At 61.5% G+C, this 15,331-nt stretch carries 13 protein-coding genes and 1 pseudogene; 3 read left to right on the top strand and 11 right to left on the bottom strand.

Annotated elements, in window-relative coordinates; genetic code table 11:
- Positions 1–433: 433 nt before the first annotated feature.
- The 8 genes from AB8841_RS21715 to AB8841_RS21680 form a co-directional block, all read right to left on the bottom strand.
- Positions 434–892, bottom strand: coding sequence for a hypothetical protein (locus AB8841_RS21715; RefSeq protein WP_370437867.1), 459 nt, complete (start codon positions 890–892; stop codon positions 434–436).
- 26 nt (positions 893–918) lie between these two features.
- A complete protein-coding gene (locus tag AB8841_RS21710; RefSeq protein WP_370437866.1) occupies positions 919–2,670 on the bottom strand; it encodes an integrase in 1,752 nt (583 codons plus the stop codon).
- A gap of 208 nt (positions 2,671–2,878) precedes the next feature.
- Positions 2,879–4,687 carry a hypothetical protein gene (locus tag AB8841_RS21705; RefSeq protein ID WP_370437865.1) on the bottom strand — a complete coding sequence of 603 codons (1,809 nt, stop codon included), beginning with the start codon at positions 4,685–4,687 and terminating at the stop codon, positions 2,879–2,881.
- Positions 4,688–4,934: 247 nt separating this feature from the next.
- Entirely contained in the window at positions 4,935–6,182 is a 1,248-nt protein-coding gene (locus tag AB8841_RS21700) for a site-specific integrase (protein WP_370437864.1), read from the bottom strand.
- Positions 6,183–7,003: 821 nt separating this feature from the next.
- Complete coding sequence (locus AB8841_RS21695) at positions 7,004–8,176, bottom strand: tyrosine-type recombinase/integrase (RefSeq protein WP_370437863.1); 1,173 nt, start codon at positions 8,174–8,176, stop codon at positions 7,004–7,006.
- A 453-nt stretch (positions 8,177–8,629) separates the two neighbouring features.
- The gene (locus AB8841_RS21690; protein ID WP_370437862.1) at positions 8,630–9,757 is read right to left on the bottom strand and encodes a tyrosine-type recombinase/integrase; all 1,128 of its coding nucleotides are present in this window, start codon (positions 9,755–9,757) and stop codon (positions 8,630–8,632) included.
- Between the two features lie 115 nt (positions 9,758–9,872).
- A complete protein-coding gene (locus AB8841_RS21685) occupies positions 9,873–10,277 on the bottom strand; it encodes a type II toxin-antitoxin system VapC family toxin (RefSeq protein ID WP_370437861.1) in 405 nt (134 codons plus the stop codon).
- On the bottom strand, positions 10,277–10,531 hold the full coding sequence (locus AB8841_RS21680) for a type II toxin-antitoxin system Phd/YefM family antitoxin (RefSeq protein WP_370437860.1): 255 nt from the start codon (positions 10,529–10,531) through the stop codon (positions 10,277–10,279). The genes AB8841_RS21685 and AB8841_RS21680 overlap by 1 nt, the downstream gene beginning before the upstream one ends.
- Positions 10,532–10,731: 200 nt before the next feature.
- Here AB8841_RS21680 and AB8841_RS21675 point away from each other — a divergent pair, with 200 nt between their 5' ends.
- Both AB8841_RS21675 and AB8841_RS21670 read left to right on the top strand, forming a co-directional pair.
- Entirely contained in the window at positions 10,732–11,730 is a 999-nt protein-coding gene (locus AB8841_RS21675; protein WP_370437859.1) for a DUF1403 family protein, read from the top strand.
- Position 11,731: 1 nt separating this feature from the next.
- Entirely contained in the window at positions 11,732–12,433 is a 702-nt protein-coding gene (locus AB8841_RS21670) for an SMC-Scp complex subunit ScpB (protein ID WP_370437858.1), read from the top strand.
- 201 nt (positions 12,434–12,634) lie between these two features.
- On the opposite strand, the gene AB8841_RS21665 is transcribed toward AB8841_RS21670, so the two are convergent.
- The 3 genes from AB8841_RS21665 to AB8841_RS21655 form a co-directional block, all read right to left on the bottom strand.
- A complete protein-coding gene (locus AB8841_RS21665) occupies positions 12,635–13,036 on the bottom strand; it encodes a hypothetical protein (protein WP_370437857.1) in 402 nt (133 codons plus the stop codon).
- A gap of 100 nt (positions 13,037–13,136) precedes the next feature.
- Entirely contained in the window at positions 13,137–13,970 is an 834-nt protein-coding gene (locus AB8841_RS21660; RefSeq protein ID WP_370437856.1) for a hypothetical protein, read from the bottom strand.
- A gap of 62 nt (positions 13,971–14,032) precedes the next feature.
- A complete protein-coding gene (locus AB8841_RS21655; protein WP_370437855.1) occupies positions 14,033–14,245 on the bottom strand; it encodes a hypothetical protein in 213 nt (70 codons plus the stop codon).
- Positions 14,246–14,510: 265 nt separating this feature from the next.
- On the opposite strand from AB8841_RS21655, the pseudogene AB8841_RS21650 reads away from it, so the two are divergent.
- Positions 14,511–15,286: pseudogene (locus AB8841_RS21650) on the top strand (recombinase family protein).
- The last annotated feature ends 45 nt before the right edge of the window (positions 15,287–15,331 follow it).

The raw sequence follows: 15,331 nt of genomic DNA, 5'->3' as shown, positions 1-15,331 counted from the left end.
TGGAAGTCGCCCATCTGGGATGGGCGACACTCAGATTGTCTTACGAACACCCCGTCGTGCTGCCGTTAGTCCAAAGTCCAAAATTAATGTTGTTCAGGAATTTCAGTGGCTTATAGCTGGAATTATTCCGTAACCTATTCCGGGCCGTGACCGAGGACAGGAAGTGCGAGACCGCATCTGCGGTCTCGCACTTCCTGTCTGAGGGAGCGGAACAGCCGAAGGCTGTAAATCCAAGATTGCACAACGCCCCAATGGAACTCGGATCTACGCGCCATTCAAGGCTTTCCCGCTCGCTGTAATACGAAAAGCCGAGACTCAGATATTCACTATGAAGATGAAATGTCTTGAGGCTGCACTCGCAGCCATCTATGATCTCAAAGTATAGAAAGCATCAACTTTCGTGCCAGTCACAGGTGCAGATAGATAATCCAGCTTACGAAGAGCACTTGCATCGCTGGAGAGACGAAAGTTCTCGTTCTAGCTTAAGGATCTGCTCATCTTTCTTTTGTATAAGTTCACTAAGGTGGATAATTTCGAGCTCGGCTTCAGCCCGATCCTGCATGAGTGCTTGGAGGTCATCTGTCGCCTTTTGCAAGCGGTCCTGCAGCAATAAAAGTCGCGGCCATTTGGAAACTGAGGAGGCGGATCCCAGCCGCTTCAGCCACCGTTGCACCTCTTGTTTCAGCGCGCGATGACGTTGCTTCTCCAGCAGGGCAGGGCTTTTGAACCCGGCTCGACGGATGACCTCCTGAAGGGATACTCGTCCGTCTCCTACTGAATAGATCCCGTTTCCATTGGCAATTTCGTATTCGATCCGCGCCATGGCGGCGCGAATCTTACCTGCTGTAGATTGTGCGGATTGGTCGTGCGGACTAGCCTCGACGTGGGTCATGGCACGCTGTGCGCGACCGGAAGTGTTCACCGTCCTACTCTCGATTGGCGGCGTTGCCAGATCGTCCGGAGAGACTCGCTGCGTTCCAGCCACTCGGTCCGGACATCATCCCAGCGGGCAAGTTGAGACAGTATCTGCCCTTCGAGGTTTGCAGCAAGGAGTTCAAATCCGTTCGCTTGTGCGTCTTCAAATTCGTGCAGCAAGCTTCCGATCGCTTCGAAACATTGCGCGCGGGCAGCTTGCAACTCTAGGCGATGCGAACAGGTTGTTCGACATGCGCCCGGATCGGGGTCGCCTCGGCTCTGGGTGCAGGGGCCGAACTGTCCGACGCCCTTTGTGCATATCACTCCCTCTCGGACGAGTTCCCAGGTGCGACCCTCGAAAGTAAAGATCCGAGCGGCGTCACGTAGGTCATGAGCAAGGAACTCGGTCTCGCCACGTTTCATGCGATACCTCTCGATAGCATTACTGACCGCTGGGGCTGCAGGTCCGCCCAGGCTGCCTGCGATCCCGTCTCTGATCGCTTCTTCAGCATTGACGTAGACCATCTCTTCAGCAACCCGGAGGACCTCTTGCACAATCTCCGGGTGCGCAAGCATGTAGCCTAAAGCCATTTGGAGGTCCTTGTGCCCGAAGAGATCCATCACGACCTGAGGACTTGCTACTACGGAAAGAGCAATCAAACGAGCAAGGGTTGTACGCCAGCGATGACTGTTTGCGCCGCCATTGCCGAGCAAACCACTAAGGCTGAGAGCCTTGACCGCGGAGGCGATGATGGCATTCTTGTCGAGAATTTCCTCACCGGCCGGAGTCTTCTTGCGTTCGTTCTGGATTCCGACCCAGAGATGCCGGCTTTGCGGCGAGCGCACGACTGAGGCGAGCTTGTCCTGGATCACTAGAGCCTCGATGGCCAAAGGATGGAGAGGCCAGTCCCGTTCCTCACCGCCAGTCTGCTGAGCGAATTTGAACGTACGTGCCGTCAAGCGGCTCGCCTCCCAGTCCTCAGGACTTTGAGCGCTGCTCAACTCGCTGACACGAGCACCAGTGCAGAATGCAACGATGCAGTAATTCATGCCCTGGATAGCCGAGATGAGGTTGTTGATTGTCCGCGCAAAATTTGGCGGCCAAGTATCGTCATATCGGGATCGGCGGTCATCGAATTGTAGGATCTTAAACGGCAATTTGGTAGCAGCCGCCCCGTCGGCCAGTCGCCAGTCGCGTGTGGTGACCACTTCGCGGCGAGCTGCGATGAGCCTAGGATCGGTCGCCCGGATACCGCGCTGGAACGCGCGATCGTTGAGCAATCGCAGCTCGTTCCAGCATTCGATAATCTGCGCGCTCAGGTTCTTGTTAAGCCAGAGACCTCGCCAGAGCAGCTCGGTGACAAATTCGTCCGGGTAGGGTTGAAACTGCTTGTGCTGTACCGAAAGGCTCTGCACAGGCTGGCGGTTTTTGTAGTCAGACTCGGATTTGATGGCGGGTGTTGGGGTGGGGCGGGGGTAGTCGGTGATCTCTCCACGCTGTCCGTGGTAGATAAGACGGCGCAATCCGTTGCTCAAATGGCGTTGCACCCCCGGACTCTTTGACGTCTTCTGACGGATCCGAGAGATCTGCTCTGGAGAAAGTTTGGTCCAGATCGTGCCGTCCTCGCTCGGATACACGAGGACGGCGTTGATAGCCAAATTCAACATCGACTTCGCGATACCCAACCAGGAGGAGGGTTGGAGCTGTCGAATGCCGCGCTTGGTAGGCATGGGCAGCGCGAGAGTTGCCAGCATTGAGCGCAGAGCCATCTCGATTGCAGCTCTCCGGTGCGGGGGAAAGGGCTCCAACTTGTCGAGCCACTTTGCGATACAGATCGTTCGCACCGATTCTCGCCGCATCCTGCCAGCGGGTAGTATATGTTCCGGAACAACGATGATCGGGTCACTGAGACGAACACCTTCGAAGGGTTCAATTAGGCTGTTGTGCAGGGCTATAGTTTGCTCAGTTGCAAGGGTTCTGTTTGTCAGTTTTTCCCGAGCTGGTTGTATGTTTACCGGGAAGGGATCCGATGCGGGAGATGGGATAGGTGTCATGGGCGATGACCTCGCCAGTTTCCAATTTGCGCAACCAGGCATTGACTTCGGCGTTGACCGCTTCGGCATCAAAGAGCTCCAATGTAAGGCTTAGCGACCGCTCCTCCTCCTCAAACGATGAGCCGATCCATGCTGCCAGAGGCATATGGGCTTTGATGAAGAACAACTCTGCAAAAGCCCGAGCCAGCGGCGTCAGACTGTCTTTGAACACCACGCCATGAATGCAGCCCGTGCAGCGCTGCGTTCGGCATAGGGTTCCGGGGACATGATCAGGCGCAATATTTTTGGGAGGATCAAACGGTTCTCGGCAGCCCATACCAAGCCTTGTGCGGAGGCGTTTGTCCGCGAGCCGCTGGGCCTGCGCGTCAGTAACGTACCCCTGTTCGACAAGCAGGCGGAGCCTAGTTGGATCGAGAGGACGACGCTCGGCAATCTCGGTAAAGGCTGCGCGCTGCACCCGTGCCACCTGTTTCTCGCTGTAGCGGCGGTAGCGAGGACTCTTCAGATAATGTCTGAGCATGGCCGCACTCCCATGCTGGGACGCCAGCATGGCAATTGTGATGCTATAGCCGCTAACCTGGTAGGCGTAGCCAATCCAAGCGTCACGGGCATCACTGCTCTTAAAAGAGACCAAGGAGGGATAGCGCTTAGTCAATGCATGACGCTCGACTGTCGCTCTCAAGACATTATGAAAGTGTGTAATGTCGCTTGCTCCCTTGAAGGTCGACACAGCCCCGATGTCACGTCCGGAGAAGTAGAGCCAGGGCGATTTGAGCTTCGCCTCGCATTCCTGAATCTGCCGCTTCAACTCGCTGTCCGGCGTCAGGGCATACTGGTTGCGCGACTCTTTAAGCTGATACCTAAGGGTTGCCCGCAGTACTTTCGTGTTGTCGATCATGAATCGGACAATCCGGTAGGGATGCCACTCGGGTTGCTTCATCGAGATGGCAAACTGGTGTTTGTCGGACCGGCCCTTGTATGCATGAATGATCTTGAGATCGGGGGAGAGCGGATGATCTTCTTCCCAGTTATCGATGTCGAGGGCGAGCGCAGTGCCCAGATTCCATCCGGTTCCAAGCAGAAACAGCCAGAGAAAAACGCCAGTGTCAAACAAACCGAGATGGAACCAACGCAGCTTCCCGGCCACACCGAATCGAGTTCGCGTGTCTTGCGGCATACCCGGTGCTAGATACTGGGGGCCTTGATGTCGCTCAGCAGGATCATTTTGGTGTGACAAGCCGCGAACCTTCGCGGCGCGAAGTTCCTTGAGACTGAGCAGTCTCTCGGCCGTGAGCTCGCGAAGAATGAATGCGTGATTAGCGACATCGCGCCAACCGGCCCCCTGAGAGGCAAAATGGCCACGGCGAGGATCTCGACCGCACTTCGCGAGCTCAGCTCCTTCTTTCAACATTGTCTGGATCGCGCGTGCTTCGCGCTTGAGCGCGTTGAATGCGGCCCTTACGCTCCGCTCGTCGATATCGTCTAAAACGGTGCTTGAATCGGGTCGACGTGCCGGCCATGCGAGCCGGCGGAGACCCTTGGTGTCCCGGATCCCGCTAATCAGCGTCTTACATGTGGAATAAATTTTTGTATTGCGTTGACCGTTCTGATCGAGCCAAGCTTGAAAGCCTGAGCCGTGCTCGTTGCGCAGATCGTTGGCCGACTGGATACGTCCGTGGGGATCAATGCTGTCGAGGTAACGGTAGAATGCGTTCATGGCTGCTCGGTAGCTCTTATCCCGATGTTTCGTGGGTTGCTGATCGCGGTAGAAACGCGCGATCTCGAGGCCCAACTTCGGGCGACCCTTAAAGTCCCCAGACCAGCGCGTACGCAGTGTACCTTCGAACATTGCGGAGTTGGCCCCAAAGACATATGGAGTTAGATCGACCTTATACGTGCTCCCAGTAGGCGGCTCGATCCACATTCTCTTCAATATCTGGTATCGACGGGTCTGCATCGTCGTTCTATATGTCCTCCGAAAGATTCAAATGCCAGTTCGTCGCCACATCGGCGATGGCAATTGCCCCTTTAATCAGGCGAAGATACGTGAAGGTTGTCTCATCACTGAGATGGCCCAACTGGCGCTGCAGCAGTTTCAAGTACCAATCGCCTCGATGATGAATCCAATCCGGGTGCTGTGACTTCAGGTTACCTCCGCGTACCTGCGCCTCCATGTCGAGCGAGCGAAGCAGGAAAAAGCATGCATAGATATGCCGCCCGATATGGGGAGAAAACTTCCGGATTGGTCCCGTCTTACGAAATACTTTGTAGAGGGTCGCATACGAGATTGGCGTGCCTTCAAATTTGGGAGCATCGCTTAGAAAGAACGCGTCCCCGGGGGCCCGGCCGGTGCGCATGCGTGCACGGTATCGCAGGGTTGGACGCTTCGTGTCTGCCCATTGGCGTAGTTCGAGGGCGAAATCGAGTGGCAAATCGATTGTTCGCGGCCTTCCGCCTTTTGTGACGACGAGGTCGATCTGTACGGCGCGAGCACCCTTGCGAGCGAGGTCCTGGATCTCAGCAAGGGAAGGAAGTTGTCGAGCCTGCTTGGTCTCGACCAAGTTGATGGCCTCGATACTGCGCACTCCAGTTTCGAGGATGAAGCGACAGGCGAGGTACTTGGCGTACCCGTACTTTCGCTGCACGGTTAACAACCAATCGCGAATGACCAAAGGGGAGGGGAGAGTCTCGTTCTTGAGGAGGTCCTTGGTGTGTGAAGTCTTGGCGCGCCCCGCACGCACAGGTTCAAGTGCTCCGGTTTTCCGAGGAAGCCGGCCGACAGGATGCCGTGCGCCATGGCTCGGAGAGCGCGGTTTAGTTCGTACGTGGAAAGCTCGCCTTATGCTGCGGAGCGCAGCCCAAGCCAAAAACTCGGTTGCGATGTCGGCTCGTGCGTTGGCAGTTTCTGGAGACAAGGGACGATTTTGCGTCGACCATGCCCCGGATTCCATCTCTTTCTGATAATCTATGATAGTTTTGTAGTTGATTGTTTTCCAGTCGTGACCGCGTTGATTGCACCAATTAAAGAAGTTGTGAAGGCCGTCAGCGTACTTCTTGAGCGTCAAAGGACGTGGTCCAACGGGAGCTTCAGACAAGCTCAATTCGAATGCAGCGTCCTCCCGGTGGGTTAGTGTCGCGCGTTCGCGCAGAAACCGATTGGCTTCACGGCGATATTCCCCTTTGTGCCCGAAGAGAACGGGAACATGCGCCACTGAGCCATAGCCAAGCGCATTTAGCCTCGCAGCGTCAGGTATGAAGACGCGCGCTAGTCCAGGGCATAAGGGCTGGATTTCTTTTGCCGATGACATCACTAGATACCCCGAGCGAGTGAGACGTGCGGCACGACATTGTGGACGTCTTAAGGAATCAGCATGTCAGAAGGTTAGGAAGGGTTTTGTCGCAGGCATAGAATTGATGCGCCAGGATGGCTGGCACCGGCACGGAGATACGCACTCGCCTGGCTCGTTCTGTTGCGGATTGGCGGCGTCCCTTGCGCGTCTCCTTCCGACGAGAGAAGTGATATGAAGTGGTGTGGCACCGGTTGCGGCGCCAGAAGCGCCTCTTCTGATTTCGCATTTAGGGGCTTGTAGGCCTGCGCTCGTCGCAAGCAAATCCGACTGATGTCTTTTAGGTTTCCTCGCATTGGCTGTCGCCTCGGCTTGAATTGCGGCCGGCATCTTTAGGAGCGGTTTCGTTAAAGGATAGCTTGGCTTTGGTAGGAGTCAAGTACATTGTGGCTTTGGAATAACAATGTACATATAGAGACTACGTCGAATTCGTCGTTTGTAGTTGTAATTCGAATATAGAGCGCCGAATTACTGAGGGGAAACGTCGAAGTTTATTTCGGGCGCGATGCCGCGCGGCCGGGCGATCGATGCCCATATCTCGGAAAAGAGACAGTGATTGTTGGGCCGTGGTCAACAGGAGGCTCTGCCTTTCGAACGAGACCTCGATAGATATTCGAAGGCAAAGCATTCTATGACCATCCGCGTGCGCCAACACGTTGTCCGGGAACTTTGGCTTAACGCTGAAACTAAGACGAATACAGGCGAGCTGCCTTCCCACGCTGGTGCGCGCTTTCATTGTAGTAGTTCGCCGCTTGCTGCATTGACCGATGTTGTGATTGCTGCATCGCTTCAACAAGCGAGACACCATCCTGTGCAGCCTGCGTCAAATATCCCGAGCGCAATCCGTGGGCGCTGAACAGTGACGGATCAAGCCCTGCTTGGCGACAACGCCGTTTAACAACGTCATTGATGCCATCGCCCGTGATCGGGCTGTGACGAACATGGCCCCAGCGATCGATCGCACGAAACACCGCACCAGCGGTGATCCCGGCACGTTCGAGCCAAGCAGTTAGTGCCTCCGCTGGACGGCCAATCAGGAGAACTGGATTTGTAGCATCGGCATTGGCCCGCTTGGTGCGGCCGAGTTGAATCGCTAGGCACGGTAGCTTAGCGGAGCGTGGATCCTGCGGATCCGCTGGCACTGGAGAGCATGGCTCGATTTGCCCGATACTGAGCGACGCCAGTTCCGAGCGCCGACGGCCGCCAGACGCAAACGCGGTCAGCAGCAGTGCGCGATCTCGGATGTCTGCGAGACTGTTGCGTGCACAGGTGGCGAGGAGTTTGTCCAACACGTCGCGTGTAACCGCATTTTGACTCTTGCGTTGCTTCGGGCGCGTGCTGGCTCGCACTGCCAGACGAAGGGCCGTTTTGAAGGCTGGTGTCGTAAAGATAGCATTTATTCCTCGCCACCGGTGGAGAATTGTCCAGCTGGCTAAGCGCCGCCTCACGGTGGCGGGAGCGTGAGGCTGATCCGTGCGCAGCAGACCGGCCGCTTTGAGCTGCCTTCTGACAAGGGTGGGCATGCCGTGGCTCGGCTCCAGTTCGCGTTTGGCGGGATCCCAGAGGTGGTGCGCAATGAACTTGAGGGCGAGGCCTTCTGGTCCAGGCCAGGGGAGAGGACGTCCAGTCGCTGCCAACGCCCATCCCTCAAGGTAGCCGAGGTCGGAGGCTAGAGCCCGTAAGGTGTTCGCTCCCATACCTTGTTCGGCCAGGTGTTTTAGGGTGGCAACGTCTTCGTTTGTGAGGAGAGCAGCAAGGGCTTCTCGCTGGCTTGCCGGAACGATGCCCGCGAGGGCGTCGAGTGCGTTTTCGCGCCGAAGCTGCTGATCCTCCGCATGCGCGAGACCGGCGGTACTCATGTTTGCTCCTCTGCGGGACATAGGGCAGGGGGCGGTCTGCCCCGACGGTGTCATGGGGGATCGGCACCACGCGTCACGACCGCTGAAGCGACGATGCCGTTCATAGCAAGCTGGCTGAAGCTGAATTTATCGCCTGCATTTCGGACGAGAGCAACACCACCGATAATTGGTAGTTATCGGGAGTGAGAGTGTCATTCTTCGGCAATGTGCGATGAGAGGACAAAAGCGTCAATTCGATACCTTAGAGCATAAAATAGGAACGTATATCAATCACTTATCACTGACCGATGGCTTGGGCTTGGTGGGACAGTAGGCCAGTTTGGGGGCACCCTCGTTGTCGCTTTTACTTAAAAGTTTCAATTTGAAGCCGTTAAGCAGAACAGGCTGCTCGCATTCACCTTAGCGTCTTCAACTGCCATTCTCTAAGTATCGGCGATTACGCGGATTTTTCCATCACAGCCCCGCGGCTTTCGTCAGATTGATCCGGAAGTGATCCCGCCGGCGCTGGTAGCGCCGCGTCATTTCGGCGGAGGCATGCCCGAGCTGACGCTGGACCGCCGCTTCGTCGGCCTCGGCGGCAGAGGCGAGCCCTGCCCGCAGCGAGTGGCCGCCAAATGCGTGCGCCCGCTGTCCTTCGGGCAGGTCACCACGGACGCCCGCCGCCAGTGCGGCCCGGTGCACCAAGCGAACCACGTGCTTGTCCGAGAGGCGCTCGGCGGTCACGCCACTGTTCGGCCGTAGCACCCGCCGAAACACCGGCCCATGGGCGATCCGGGCCATGCTCAGCCAAGTTTCGAGCGCCCTTACAGGGCAACTGCGGTCCGACGAGCCCCGGCCCACCTCCACCGTCCGCCAGCCGGTCTTGCCGCGGACCCGCAGCAGAGCGCCGCCGGCCAGGATCTCGATCCAGCCCTGGCCATCGGTCGTCTGATCGGGGCCGACGTCCAAGCCGACGATTTCCGAGCGCCGCAGCCCCCCGGCGAACCCGAGCAGCAGGATCGCGCGGTCGCGCAGGCCGCGCAGGTCGTGGGGGAGGGTGGCGAGCATGGCCAGGATGTCGTCCGCCAGCAGCGCCTCCTTCTGCCGCGGCGGCTTGGCGTGGGTGCGTCGGATGCCGGCCCAGACATCGACGATGTGCCGGTCCTGCCGATCAAGCGGCCGCCCGGCCGAGCGGTACCACGCGGTGAGCGCCGCCAGACGCCGCTCGATGGTGGCCACCGACAGGGGACGCTGACGGGGGCCGTCGCCGGCGGCCAGCGCCGCGAGATACAGACCGACCACCTGCGGGTCCGGGAACTCGGGGTCGACGCCGCGCCGGCGGCACCACTGCGCGAACTGGCGCCAGTCCGACGCATAGGCCCGCGCCGTGTGGGCGCTGTCCTTGCGGCTGGCATAGGTGCGGGCGGCGTCGGCCAGCCGTGCCAGCGGGGCGGGTAGAGCGGCGTGTGGCCGTCCCTGGCCCGGTCCCGATTCTGAAACGGGTTCGGGGGCGGCGAGCGCGGACGCGGCGTCCGCGCGGCGCTCAGACGGCTCATGAGCGGGAGGGGAGGGGAGGTCCGGCATGAGGTGATCGCGTTTCATCGTCAGCGCGCTCGCAGGCACCGGACCGAAGACGTCCTCGCCGAAACCGAAGCGCCGCCGTCCGCGGGCGGGGCTCCGCCGCTTCGGGGGCGCGTATGCTGCGGGCCCGGAGAGGTCAAGTCAGATCCCAGGGATTGATCACCGATACGCCAGTATCGTCAAAATCTTTCTCGTTGCGGGTGACGAGGATCAGATCGTGGACAATCGCTGTCGCAGCAATCAAGCCATCGATGTCACCGCGCGGCCGGAGGGCCGCGATGCGACCCCATTCGACGGCGATCTGGTCGGTGACCGGCAGAATGCGATCGGCGTGGTTGTGGCGCAGCTTGCGCAGCCACTCGGCGAGATGGCCCGCTGCCTTCGGGTCGGACCGCTGCTTGAGCGCGATGCCGCGCATGATCTCGCCGAGCGTGAGCGTGCTGAGATGAACGCTATTGGGGTCGACCGCGCGCAGCCAGGCGGTCGCCTGCGGCGAGCCCCGGCGCGCCTCGGAGACGACATTGGTGTCGACGAGGTACATCAGAGCGCGACGTCGCGGCTCGGCGTCGTCGCGCGAGTGGCGACGGCCTCGGCGAAGGCATCGTCCCAGGCCGGCCCGGTAAGCAGATCGTCGACCAGGCTCGGCCGGCTGGCGCGGAGCGCGTCGTAATCAGCGGCCGAGAGCACCACGGCGGCGCGCTCGCCGCGCAACGTGACGACCTGCGGGCCCTCGCGTTGGGCTTTCTGGACCACCCGCGAGAATTGATTCTTGGCATCCTGCAGCTGCCAGTCCATAGCACCTCCTTCTGGCTAGACTGTCTAGCCATATAGGCAGGTGTTTCGACGTGTCAAGGGTTGCCGTGGCCGTAGACTGGCCGCGGCGAGGTTCCACGTCCGATAAGGCAAGCTTATCGGACATGAAAGGCCGCCGACACCTGCGGCGCTTTGAGGCCCACTTGTGATGACAATGCGCCGTTGAGGTTTATACTCGCCGCATGAATCGCTCCGCTCCAATGCCTGTTCCCAAACGATCGGCAGGATCACCTTCGGCAACAGCCCCCGCCTCGGAAACCCTTGCCCTGCAAGGCTTACCGGGCTGGCTGCGGACCCCGGCCGTGCCGGGTCCCGCTGCGACCGAGGCCGCGTTTGCGGCCGGGGCCACACTCGCCCTGCTGGATCACCTCATGCGCCAGGATCCGCCAGAACTCGGCGTCTGGCGCATGCGCCAGGCCCTCACTGCCGCCACCGCGTGCGCCGCGTGGCTGCGGCTGCGCACCGACCTGGCCGGGCTGCGCGATGCCGAGCATCTCACCCGGGCGGGCGACGATCCCGGGCCTGCCGGACGGCTGCACCGGGCCTGGCGGCGGCTCGCCGCCGAGCCGCTCCGGGATCCGCTGACCGTGCCGGCGCGTCTGGCGCCGCTGCTCGGGATCCCCACCGGCCTTGTCGCTCCAGCGAGCGGCCCGGCCCGGGAGGCCGCGGATCATCCCGTCGCGGCGGCCGCGGCGGCCGCCGACCTGACCCTGCGATCGGTGCCCGTGCCGACCCCCGAGATCGAAATCCTGGCTTGGATGATGGCGGACGCCACCCTGGCGCACCGCCTCGGGTGGTCGGCCCCCGTTCCCCTCCTCGCGACGGCCGTTCTCCATGCGTCGCTGCGCCAGGGATCGGAGCGGCGGCGGCCCCAGCCCGGGACAGCAGGCTGGCTCACGGCCTGCCACGCCGCCTATGCGCGCGCGGCGGCCGACGCCCATGGCCGCGCCCAGGATCTTCTCCGACGCGGTGAGCGGCTGCGCGCGGCGCTGCCCGCCGCCCGCTTCCGCGGCCGCGACCGCGGCCTGGCCCTGTTTCTCGCGGACGACGCGGTGGCGCCGCCGCGCCTCGTCGGGACCGGCTCCGATCGCGCCGCCCGGCGCTTCTGCGACCGCCTGGTGGCGCTGGGCGCCGTGCGCGAACTCACCGGGCGGCCGACGTTCCGGCTGTATGGGCTCTGAGATGGCGCGGTTCCGCCAGCCCTCCGTGACGGCCTTCGATCCCGCGCTCGACAACCTGCCGCCGGACGCCCGGTGGCGGGAGTGGATGGGCCGGGTCGAGGCCGTGATCTTTGCCTCGCCCGAGCCGGTGCCGCGCGCCGTTCTGGCCTCCGTGGTCGGACCGGACTGCCGCCTCGACGACCTCCTGGCCGATATCCAGAGCGAATTGCGCGCGCGGCCCTACGAACTGGTGGTCGTCGCCGGCGGCTGGCATCACCGCACGCGACGGCGCTTTGCCGAGGCCATTCGGTTCGTTCGGCCATCTGCGGATCCGGCCGAGCCCGCGCTGAGCCCGGCCGAGCGCCTGGTGGTGACGGCGATTGCCTATCTGCAGCCGGTCACCCGCACGGAGCTCTCCCGGCTGTTCGGCAAGGAGGTCAGCCGTGACGTGATCGCCCGGCTCAAGCGTCTCGCGCTGATCGGGGCCGGACCGCGGTCGCCGCAGCCCGGCGCGCCGCTCACCTATGTCACCGCGGACAGGTTTCTGGCGGTGTTCGGCCTGGCGTCGCTGCGCGATCTGCCCGATTGGGACCGGCTGGAGGAGGCCGGCCTGCTGCCGGCCGCAACGCCCGCCATGCCCCCGGCTGACACGCTCGACCGCGAGCTCGGTTGGGACGCCGGCGATGAGGACGAGGATCGGGCCGATCACCCGGCGCAGGACTAAGCGGAGCTCCAAGTCGCATCAGGAGCAAGGGCGCACCCAAACCATGCCGCCACGCTCTACGTCGCAGGCGGAAGTTCGCGGAAGGCTTCCCTGCTCTCGGCAGCCGTCCTCCAACGGACGGACGTTCGCACTCAGTCAGTGAATACGGCAAGGCCCATCGGTCTGTGAAAATTCCTATACGCCTCTCTGCGGCCGACCGGATCAGGAGGCTGGTCCTGCCAATCCCGCGAGCTCGCGCAAGGGCACGTTCTGACATCCTGCTGCAGCGATCAGCGCCAGGACAGGCCGGTGTGGTGTGCTCAGGCCAAAGTAGCGCCTCAACTTACGCCAGTAGGCGTAAGTTCGCGTCCGCATGATTGGCTGCTCAGAATACGTCTCGCCGCCGAACGTGTAGAAGAGCTGGTTGCCCGCAGCCAGTTGTGAAACCAGGGATCGGTGCCAGCCCTCCGGCGAGACCTCGGCAATCCGAACTTGGCACGCTCCGGCAGCGCCGTACACCCAAGCCAGCTCACTTCGAGAGGCCTCCTGCCTGACTTGCTCTTGGCTGACCTCTGCTTCGAAATCATGGCGCTTGAGAACCGTTGCGATGTCACGCGTGATCACGCCGGCCTCGTCCACAGCGGCAGCAACGCCAGTAACGACAACCATGTAACCTGGGAGCTTGAGAGACAAACTCACGACCAGAACGAGACCGAGAACTGTGCTAAGCGCGGGCCGGAAGGTCACGTCGGACCCCGAGCAAACAAATCCCGAGCGTGACCCCGAGGATCATCCAGCTTGCCACCGCCAAGCCGGCTGGACCATGGATCAGTTCATACTGTTCAGGATGAAGCCCGATCAGGCTGATGCGGGTGACGTTGATGGCAACAACCGCCGCACATGCAAGGACAACCCATCCCACATCGCGCACGGAGCCTGGGTGGTTCAAAGCCTTGGCGATTGTCACCCAGCACAGGATGGCCAGCGAGATATTGGCGAGGGAGGAACAAGGCGGGGCGATCCAGAGATAGCCCGAGCCATCGGCGAACTGGATCGCGTTGCCGAGCCGGGGCGTTCCCACGAGCCATCCGACGAGCGTCGCATCGCCCCGCAGAATAAGATCACTCAGGACTGCAAACAGGAGCCGTCCCCAGAACATCGGGACGGTCATGGCAAGGAGGATACAAGCCCCTCGCTGGAGAAAACTCGAGCGTGGCGAGCTCCGCATGATGTAGACCGCCAGACCTGTGAGCGCGAGCCAGCTCAATGGGGCGACCGGCATCAGAACCGCCACCAGGACACAAATAGTAATGACCCGATCGAAGGTCCTGACCGGCTGCACTGGTCCACGCAGCAGGAACGAGATGCCGATGGCGCAGGCGCTCCAGACAATCACGCTGATGTTGAACGTGCTCAACAGGGCCGGCGCGATCCCATCCTCGACCACCGAGGAGATTACGCGTCCGCTGATCCCGTTTGCAAAGCCTAGCAAGACAAGGCCAGCGAACAGCTCATTGCGCGAGACCAATGAGCCGTCGCCCTGGCTTGACCCAGGCAAGACGCCCGGCTCCGCGGACGGCAGGGTACGATAACCGACCATCGGCGGGCCTCTGGCTCAGGTTATTCTGCGTTGCCGCGGTTGCGGTACCGGCGGATCAGAGCATACCCGCCCGCGATCAGCAGGAAAGGCAGCCCAGCGCCGGCAATCGGGCCGGGTGCGCCCTTGCCGGAATTACCCCAGTTCGGGATGCCGCCCTTGTTCGCGAGCGCGGCCGAACCCGTCAAAGCACACAACGCAGTCGCTGCAAGAAGTGTCTTGTGCCAGGAACGCATAGGGTCCTCCTGTGGCAAAGGCCCCCTTGAGGATTCAACTCCGAAGACTGAGCCGGGTAAACACCTGTAGCCCAAAATCTCCCCTGGAACCGACGTCCCTGTCTGCGTCGGCTAACCACTCTGGGGGAGGGGCCGATGGGCGCTTGGACGCCCGCTCGGGCACGGGAGCCCAGCCACCGGACAGTGCAGACCGGGCTATGGTGCCTGGGTGGGTGAAACCATGGCGAGGGATTACAAACGCACTGAAACGACCTCGGCCAGAGCAATGCCGACTGCCTTTTCGAAACATCGCCTAATCGGCGAGGCCCGCGTCTCGACCGACGACCAGACCCACGACCCCAGCTTGCCGAGCTACGCGGCCGGCTGCGTCGTCATCCATGAGGAGCAAGGCTCGGGCGCGAGCCGGACAATGCTTGGTCGTGGTGCGCCTCGACCGCTTGGCGCGCTCGGTGAGCCATCTGCCCGAGGTGATCGCGACGCTGGCGGCCCGGTGCGCGCTCTTCCGCAGCTTGCGCGACCCGATCGACACCTCGACGCCGCAGGACCTGTTGTCGCTCTAGGTACTCGGCGCGGTAGCGCAGCCCGAGCGCGCACTAATCTCGGAGCGCAAAGGTCGGGATGGCGGCCGCGACGGCGCGCGGCCAGAAGCCGGGGAACCCCGGCATGCGAGCGCGTGACCCGGAGGCGCTGCGCAAGCTCGCCCAGGCGCAGGAGATGCGCTTTCTTGATGGCCCGATCGAGACGGCCGACCAGTGGATGCCGACCGTGCGCCCGGCCGCAGCGGGCTGTCGGCACGCTCGTGGCGCAACGCTGGCGGATCCGGCCGTGCTCAAGCCCGCCCCGCGCAAAGGCTCCCATGACCACCTCATGATGTTGGTTGCCGGCATCGCCCCGGCCGATCCGGACCTGTCGCTGCGGGACATTGCCCGGCAGCTGGAGCGGATGCGCGAGCGCACCCCGCGCGGCGGGCACAAGGGGTCGGTATCTTCGGTTCAGACGCAGCTCGACCGGGCGAAACGTTTGGGCCTCATTGCCCATTGAAATTCAAGATTGACCATCAGAGAGTTGAGCAGTTCGACGCGACCG

Origin of the sequence: Microvirga sp. TS319, assembly GCF_041276405.1 — a bacterium.
In the GTDB taxonomy this organism is placed as follows: Bacteria; Pseudomonadota; Alphaproteobacteria; order Rhizobiales; family Beijerinckiaceae; genus Microvirga.
The sequence above is the reverse complement of the archived record's forward strand: the minus strand, read 5'-3'. Positions and strand labels throughout refer to the sequence as shown.

Bases quoted from the DNA above. Each gene is read 5' to 3' on its own strand.
- AB8841_RS21715 (WP_370437867.1), bottom strand. From the start codon at position 892: ATGACCCACGTCGAGGCTAGTCCGCACGACCAATCCGCACAATCTACA.
- AB8841_RS21710 (WP_370437866.1), bottom strand. From the start codon at position 2,670: ATGCTGGCAACTCTCGCGCTGCCCATGCCTACCAAGCGCGGCATTCGA.
- AB8841_RS21705 (WP_370437865.1), bottom strand. From the start codon at position 4,687: ATGAACGCATTCTACCGTTACCTCGACAGCATTGATCCCCACGGACGT.
- AB8841_RS21695 (WP_370437863.1), bottom strand. From the start codon at position 8,176: ATGAGTACCGCCGGTCTCGCGCATGCGGAGGATCAGCAGCTTCGGCGC.
- AB8841_RS21690 (WP_370437862.1), bottom strand. From the start codon at position 9,757: ATGAAACGCGATCACCTCATGCCGGACCTCCCCTCCCCTCCCGCTCAT.
- AB8841_RS21685 (WP_370437861.1), bottom strand. From the start codon at position 10,277: ATGTACCTCGTCGACACCAATGTCGTCTCCGAGGCGCGCCGGGGCTCG.
- AB8841_RS21680 (WP_370437860.1), bottom strand. From the start codon at position 10,531: ATGGACTGGCAGCTGCAGGATGCCAAGAATCAATTCTCGCGGGTGGTC.
- AB8841_RS21675 (WP_370437859.1), top strand. From the start codon at position 10,732: ATGAATCGCTCCGCTCCAATGCCTGTTCCCAAACGATCGGCAGGATCA.
- AB8841_RS21670 (WP_370437858.1), top strand. From the start codon at position 11,732: ATGGCGCGGTTCCGCCAGCCCTCCGTGACGGCCTTCGATCCCGCGCTC.
- AB8841_RS21655 (WP_370437855.1), bottom strand. From the start codon at position 14,245: ATGCGTTCCTGGCACAAGACACTTCTTGCAGCGACTGCGTTGTGTGCT.